The organism is Phenylobacterium sp., from assembly GCF_024508875.1.
Lineage (GTDB): Bacteria > Pseudomonadota > Alphaproteobacteria > Caulobacterales > Caulobacteraceae > Phenylobacterium.
Window position 1 is genome coordinate 1 of the sequence record NZ_JANINU010000177.1, and the last position, 4,876, is coordinate 4,876.

Annotated in this window: 7 protein-coding genes; 2 read left to right on the plus strand and 5 right to left on the minus strand. The window is 69.8% G+C overall.

Features of this window, described 5'->3' with window-relative positions:
• Positions 1-475 (minus strand): DUF3576 domain-containing protein (locus Q0L11_RS13750; RefSeq protein ID WP_296597973.1); only part of this gene is annotated, 475 nt, incomplete at its 3' end.
• A gap of 271 nt (positions 476-746) precedes the next feature.
• Between Q0L11_RS13750 and Q0L11_RS13755 the strand changes: the two genes are divergently transcribed.
• The gene (locus Q0L11_RS13755) at positions 747-1,133 is read left to right on the plus strand and encodes an NtrZ family periplasmic regulatory protein (RefSeq protein ID WP_296597966.1); all 387 of its coding nucleotides are present in this window, start codon (positions 747-749) and stop codon (positions 1,131-1,133) included.
• Here Q0L11_RS13755 and Q0L11_RS13760 read toward each other — a convergent pair.
• A complete protein-coding gene (locus tag Q0L11_RS13760; RefSeq protein WP_296597967.1) occupies positions 1,123-1,782 on the minus strand; it encodes a thiamine phosphate synthase in 660 nt (219 codons plus the stop codon). The two genes, Q0L11_RS13755 and Q0L11_RS13760, sit on opposite strands and share 11 nt — an antisense overlap.
• On the opposite strand from Q0L11_RS13760, the gene Q0L11_RS13765 reads away from it, so the two are divergent.
• Positions 1,766-2,428: a YggS family pyridoxal phosphate-dependent enzyme gene (locus Q0L11_RS13765; protein ID WP_296597968.1), complete on the plus strand. Its 663-nt coding sequence runs from the start codon at positions 1,766-1,768 to the stop codon at positions 2,426-2,428. The two genes, Q0L11_RS13760 and Q0L11_RS13765, sit on opposite strands and share 17 nt — an antisense overlap.
• Here the strand turns inward: Q0L11_RS13765 and Q0L11_RS13770 are convergent.
• Genes Q0L11_RS13770 through Q0L11_RS13780 form a run of 3 tightly spaced genes read right to left on the minus strand, consistent with a single transcriptional unit; the run spans position 2,425 to position 4,767 of the window.
• Positions 2,425-3,567, minus strand: coding sequence for a hypothetical protein (locus Q0L11_RS13770; RefSeq protein WP_296597969.1), 1,143 nt, complete (start codon positions 3,565-3,567; stop codon positions 2,425-2,427). The genes Q0L11_RS13765 and Q0L11_RS13770 overlap by 4 nt on opposite strands.
• Before the next feature lie 20 nt (positions 3,568-3,587).
• Positions 3,588-4,262 carry a helix-turn-helix transcriptional regulator gene (locus tag Q0L11_RS13775; RefSeq protein ID WP_296597970.1) on the minus strand — a complete coding sequence of 225 codons (675 nt, stop codon included), beginning with the start codon at positions 4,260-4,262 and terminating at the stop codon, positions 3,588-3,590.
• A 1-nt stretch (position 4,263) separates the two neighbouring features.
• Complete coding sequence (locus tag Q0L11_RS13780) at positions 4,264-4,767, minus strand: L,D-transpeptidase family protein (RefSeq protein WP_296597971.1); 504 nt, start codon at positions 4,765-4,767, stop codon at positions 4,264-4,266.
• Positions 4,768-4,876: the final 109 nt, after the last annotated feature.

Below are 4,876 nucleotides of genomic sequence, written 5' to 3' on the forward strand. Positions count from 1 at the left end.
AGCCCTTGATGTTCGAAAGTCGAAGCTGGCGCGCGCGGGTCAGGATCGAGTTCTCGATGTCCGTTTCCGTCTGGCCAGCGGTCGGCTGGTCGACCCAGTTACCGCTGGCGTCGCGTTGCTGCTTGAACACCGCGACGTTCAGGCCGTCGGCGCGCAGGCGCGAATCCAGGATGTAGACGGTGCACTTGAAGCGCTCGTCCGGCTTTTCCGGGTTCGTGTACCAGTCGGTGACGATCACGCCGCCGTAGGGATCCGCCGAGGCCAGCGGCATGAACGCCAGGGTATCCAGCGTCGCGCGCCACAGATAGCCGTTGACGCCGATCGCGGCGGCGTTGTCGCCGGACGCGCGAACCTTGGCGCCCTTGCCGCCGCCGAAGGGATTGGGGACGCTACCGCACGCGGACAGGCTCACAGCGCTCAGCGCCGCGGCCACGATCACAAAGCCACGCATCCGGTTACCGCGCACAAACGGCATATGCATCCGTCTCCATAGATTTCCGCGACGCAGCCGCGCCACGGCGCCGCCCCCGCGCCGGCTGCCTCTATAACAACGCGTTGGTGCTCGCCAAACAGGAATCGCGTGGCCCGTTCGCCACACACTTTGAGCATCTTGCCCCGACAGGGACCCGAAGCGGGCGAGTCCCGTTGACCGGAAATTCGCGCCGGCCTTAATTCGCCGGCAATCGCGATGTGTTCTTTAGGGGACGAGGTCGCGAATGGTGACCGTTGGGGCTATATAGGCTGGGATGACCAAGCGCCGTATGAGCGTCGTCTTTGCTGCAGCCGCGCTAATGAGCGCGGTGGCCGGCGGAGCGTATGCGGCCGACAAGGTCTCCAAGCCGGTCGATTTCACCGTCAAGTCCGAGCCGATCACCCTGGCGCCCAATGCCGGGCGCAACACGAAGTTCGACGCCTCCAAGGGTCGCTTCGGCATCGTCCTCGACATCCTGCAGCCGGACGGCCGGGCCGCCGCCCCGAACGACGTTTCGGCTGGCGCCTACTTCCGCATCACGCCATCGGTCCGCGTGGGCGGTTCGGTCAGCCTGGGCGACCAGGACCTGACCCCGCGCCGGAACGCCTCGCGGCCGGCCGACCAGCCGAAGGTGCGGCTGGAGTCGACCTTCAAGTTCTGAAGCCGTCCACGGCGGCAAGTCCGATGAGGCCCGCGTCGAGCAGACGGCGGGCCGTTTTGTTGTTCACGCCCCCCAGCGCATAGGCCGCCTGCCCCGATGCGCGCACCCGCAACGCCAGGCGGATGGGGCCCATCGCGCGGCCGGCCGACGCGCTTCGGGAGGGGAACGTCACCGAGAGCACCACCGCATCCGCCCGACTCGCCCTAGCAGCGCGGAGGGAGTGGGCCGCCGAGGTCACCAGCCAGCCGGGATGGGCGACCTTCACCGGCAGGGCGCGGTGGGCCAGGTTCTCGGGCAGATGGACGCCGTGGGCGCCGATCCTCGCCGCCAGCGCGACGTCGCGGCCGATGAGCAGCTTCAGGCCCCTCACCCGCGCGATGGCGAGCAGACGCCGCGCGCGAGCCTCCGCGTCCTGGGCGCCGAAGTGGCGGTAGACGATGGCGCTGCCCTTCGGCAGCCGGGTGGCCAGCGCTTCCGGGGCCGGCGTGCGAACCGGGTCCGTGAAGAACAGGAGGCACGGCAGGGTTCTCTGCTGCCCAACCGACGCTCCCGCAGGCCTGCGAACCGGATTCCCCTTCGCCCGTCGGCGCGCTAGAAGCCGGGCCGTCCGCTGAAGGGTCCAGAAGTCCGAGATGAGCGTCGCTCCCAACGCCGAAGGCTATGCCGACGTGGTGGCCCGGATCGCCCGCGCCGCGCAAGGGGCGGGCCGCGATCCGAGGGACGTCACTCTGGTCGCCGTTTCGAAGCAGCAGCCCTGGGACGCCATCGCGCCCGTCCTGGCCGCGGGCCAGAAGGTGTTCGGCGAGAACCGCGTGCAGGAGGCTGAGGCGCGGTGGGCCGGAAAGGCGGACGGCCTCACATTGCACCTGATCGGTCCGCTGCAGACCAACAAGGCGAAGGAAGCCGTCGCCTTCTTCGACGTGATCGAGAGCCTCGACCGCGAGAAGCTGGCGCGCGTGCTGGCGGAGGAGGTCCAGAAACAGGGCCGATCGCCCCGGATCTACGTGCAGGTGAACACCGGCGAGGAGCCGCAGAAGGCGGGCATCACGCCGTCCGACGCCGACGCCTTTATCGCCGCCTGCCGCACGAGTTTCGGGCTGCAGCCCGAGGGACTGATGTGCATTCCGCCCGCCGAGGAGCCGCCGGGGCCGCATTTTGCGCTGCTGCGCACGATCGCCGAGCGCAACGGCCTTTCGAAGCTCTCCATGGGTATGAGCGGCGACTTCGAGACCGCCATTCGCTTCGGCGCCACCAGCGTGCGGGTCGGCTCGGCGGTGTTCGGCGCGCGAACCTAGGCCGCCTTCTTCCGCGGCCAGAGTTGGTCGGCGGGGACGTCCAGCACCCTCGACGCCGAGGCGTGGAGGTTTTCGGGCGAGAGCTTCTTCGTCTTCACCGCATCGGCCATCCAGGCCTCGATATTCCCGCCCCGCTGGTCGTAGCCCTCGGCCTTGAGCATGCCGTAGAGCCCGGCGGCCAGGACATGCATGCCGTCGTCGGCCATGGCCCAGCGCTTCGCCGGCGGCAGGGCGACACCAAGGCGTTCGGCGATGATCTGGTCCAGGGCCTGGACCGTGTCCTCGTTGAGGATCCCCTCCATGGAGTTGTACCCAAACGACGGGTCGTGCTCCTTCACGATGCGGACCATGAGCGGGTCGGCCTCCAGGGCGGCGATCGCGGCCTTCGCCGTTCCCCCTTCCATCGGAAATGGCGGGTGGAGGATTTCGTGCCCGGCGATGCGGATCGTCAGTGCGTCGGGATAATCCACGTGGCTCAGGAACCGCTGTCCCTGGATCCGCGTGCCGTGGGGCTTCGAGAACCAGAGCAGAACGATCTCGATGCCCGGGTCTAGCGCACGACCGATCAGGCGCTCCTGTTCGGCGATGACGTCCGCCGTGGCGAGACGGGCGGACAGCGCCGCGATCTTGGGATCGAGCCGGGCGCCGATGAAGCCGCGGCGGAACTCTGCGAACCCCGCGGTGCGCAAGCCCTCGAGGATCGCGATCAGGTCGGCGCGGCCCGCTAGGAAGGTGTCCCACGACTCCTGGTCCCAGTAGGGACTGGCCCTATAGGCGGGCAGGACGCGCGTCTCCGCCCCGCGGACGGCCGCGATCACCTCGTCCAGCGTGGCGTCCGGCGCACCGGACAGCAGGGTGCAGAGTCCGGGCGCGAGCAACGAGCCGCGCGCATCTGCGGCGGCTTGCAGGCGGTCGAGCGCCGCCTGGGCCGGCGCCGGGAATTTCGGCCGGAAAGCGGTCAGCTCCGCCTCGTAGTACCGGGTGTAGAGCGGCTTGCCGCTGAGCGGCCCCAGGAAGCACAAGGCGTCGAAGCCCTCGGATCCCCGCACGGTCCAGCGGGTGCGGATCGGGGCCTGGGCCAAAGCGGGGAACGGCAGGGCGGCGCAGGCGCCGGCCGCCAAGAGCTGTCGTCTGTTCATCGGCCCAGGCTGGGCTGTCCCTAGGGCGTCGTCTTGAACGGATTTGACCTGCGCCACGCGCCGGGCGGGCGACCGGTGATCGCGCGGATACTGCGGGTCATGTGCGCCTGGTCGGCGAAGCCGTAGGCGACCGCGAGATCGGCCAGCGAGGCCTCATCGGCAAGGCCGGGCAGCACCGCCCGAACGCGGGACTCCAGGCGGAAGCGCTGGGGGCTGACGCCAAAAACCCTGCCGAAGCCGCGCGACAGGTGCTCGGCCGACAGGCCGAAATCGGCGGCCCACTCCCCGAGCGGTCTGGCGTCGCCCCGGGCCAAGGCGGCGGCCAGCAGGTCGGGCCAGTCCGCGCCGCCGGGGCCGACCGCGCGGAACGCGGCCGCCAGGGCCTCGGAAGCCGCTCGTGGATCGTGCGCGGCGGTCGCGACCAAGGCATCCAGGTCGTCGACCTGTCCGAAGGCGCCCAGGCGCACCGTGGGGAGAGGCAGGTTGAGCACCTGGGCTCCCGCAGGCGGCGTGCGGTTCAGATGCGCTTCGAACGCCCGATGCACCACCACGTCGCCGGCCCCCACCCGGCGGCGGCCCGCGTCCCCCGCTTCCTCGTAGCCGCCGGCGATCACCAGAGCGACATAGCCCTCCGCATGTCGGTGGCGCGGCAGGGCGCCGGGCTCGACAATCTGGCGGACGGGCAGATGGCTCACGTCAGCTCCGGATCTCCACGGCGTCGCCGGGGACCGCCACGTCTAACAATTCTTCCAGGTCGGGTCTGTTGACCGCCACGCAACCCTCGGTGGGCGGATAGCCCGGCCGGCAGATGTGCAGGAAGATCGCCGACCCCATGCCGGGGACCGGCGGGTCGTCGTTGTGCCCCAGCACGACGACGATGTCGTACACCTCGTCCTCGCGCCACAGCCGCTCGGCGCTGGCCGGATAAGGCAGGGTGACATGGCGGTTGTAGTTGGGGTCGGCCGGGTTGTCGCACCAGCCATCGTCTTCGGTCATGGCGTGGACGCGGAACTCGCTGGCCGGCGGCGGCCCGCGGTCGGGCCGATAGAAGATCTCCCGGATCGGCCAGACCCCGGCCGGCGACGCGCCGTCCCCTTCGCGCTTGGAGGACGCGGGAACAACCCCGGCGGGCCCCAGGGCGCAGCGGACCTTCCGCTCGCCGATGTCCAGCCAGCCGTCGGACGTGGCTACGAAGATCATCGGAACCTCGAATCCCTTTGCGGCGAACCCGCCTGATGGTGTTTGTTGCCGCGTATGGCTCAACGCAAGACCCTCCTCATCGTCGACGACGACCAGGACCTTCGCGGGG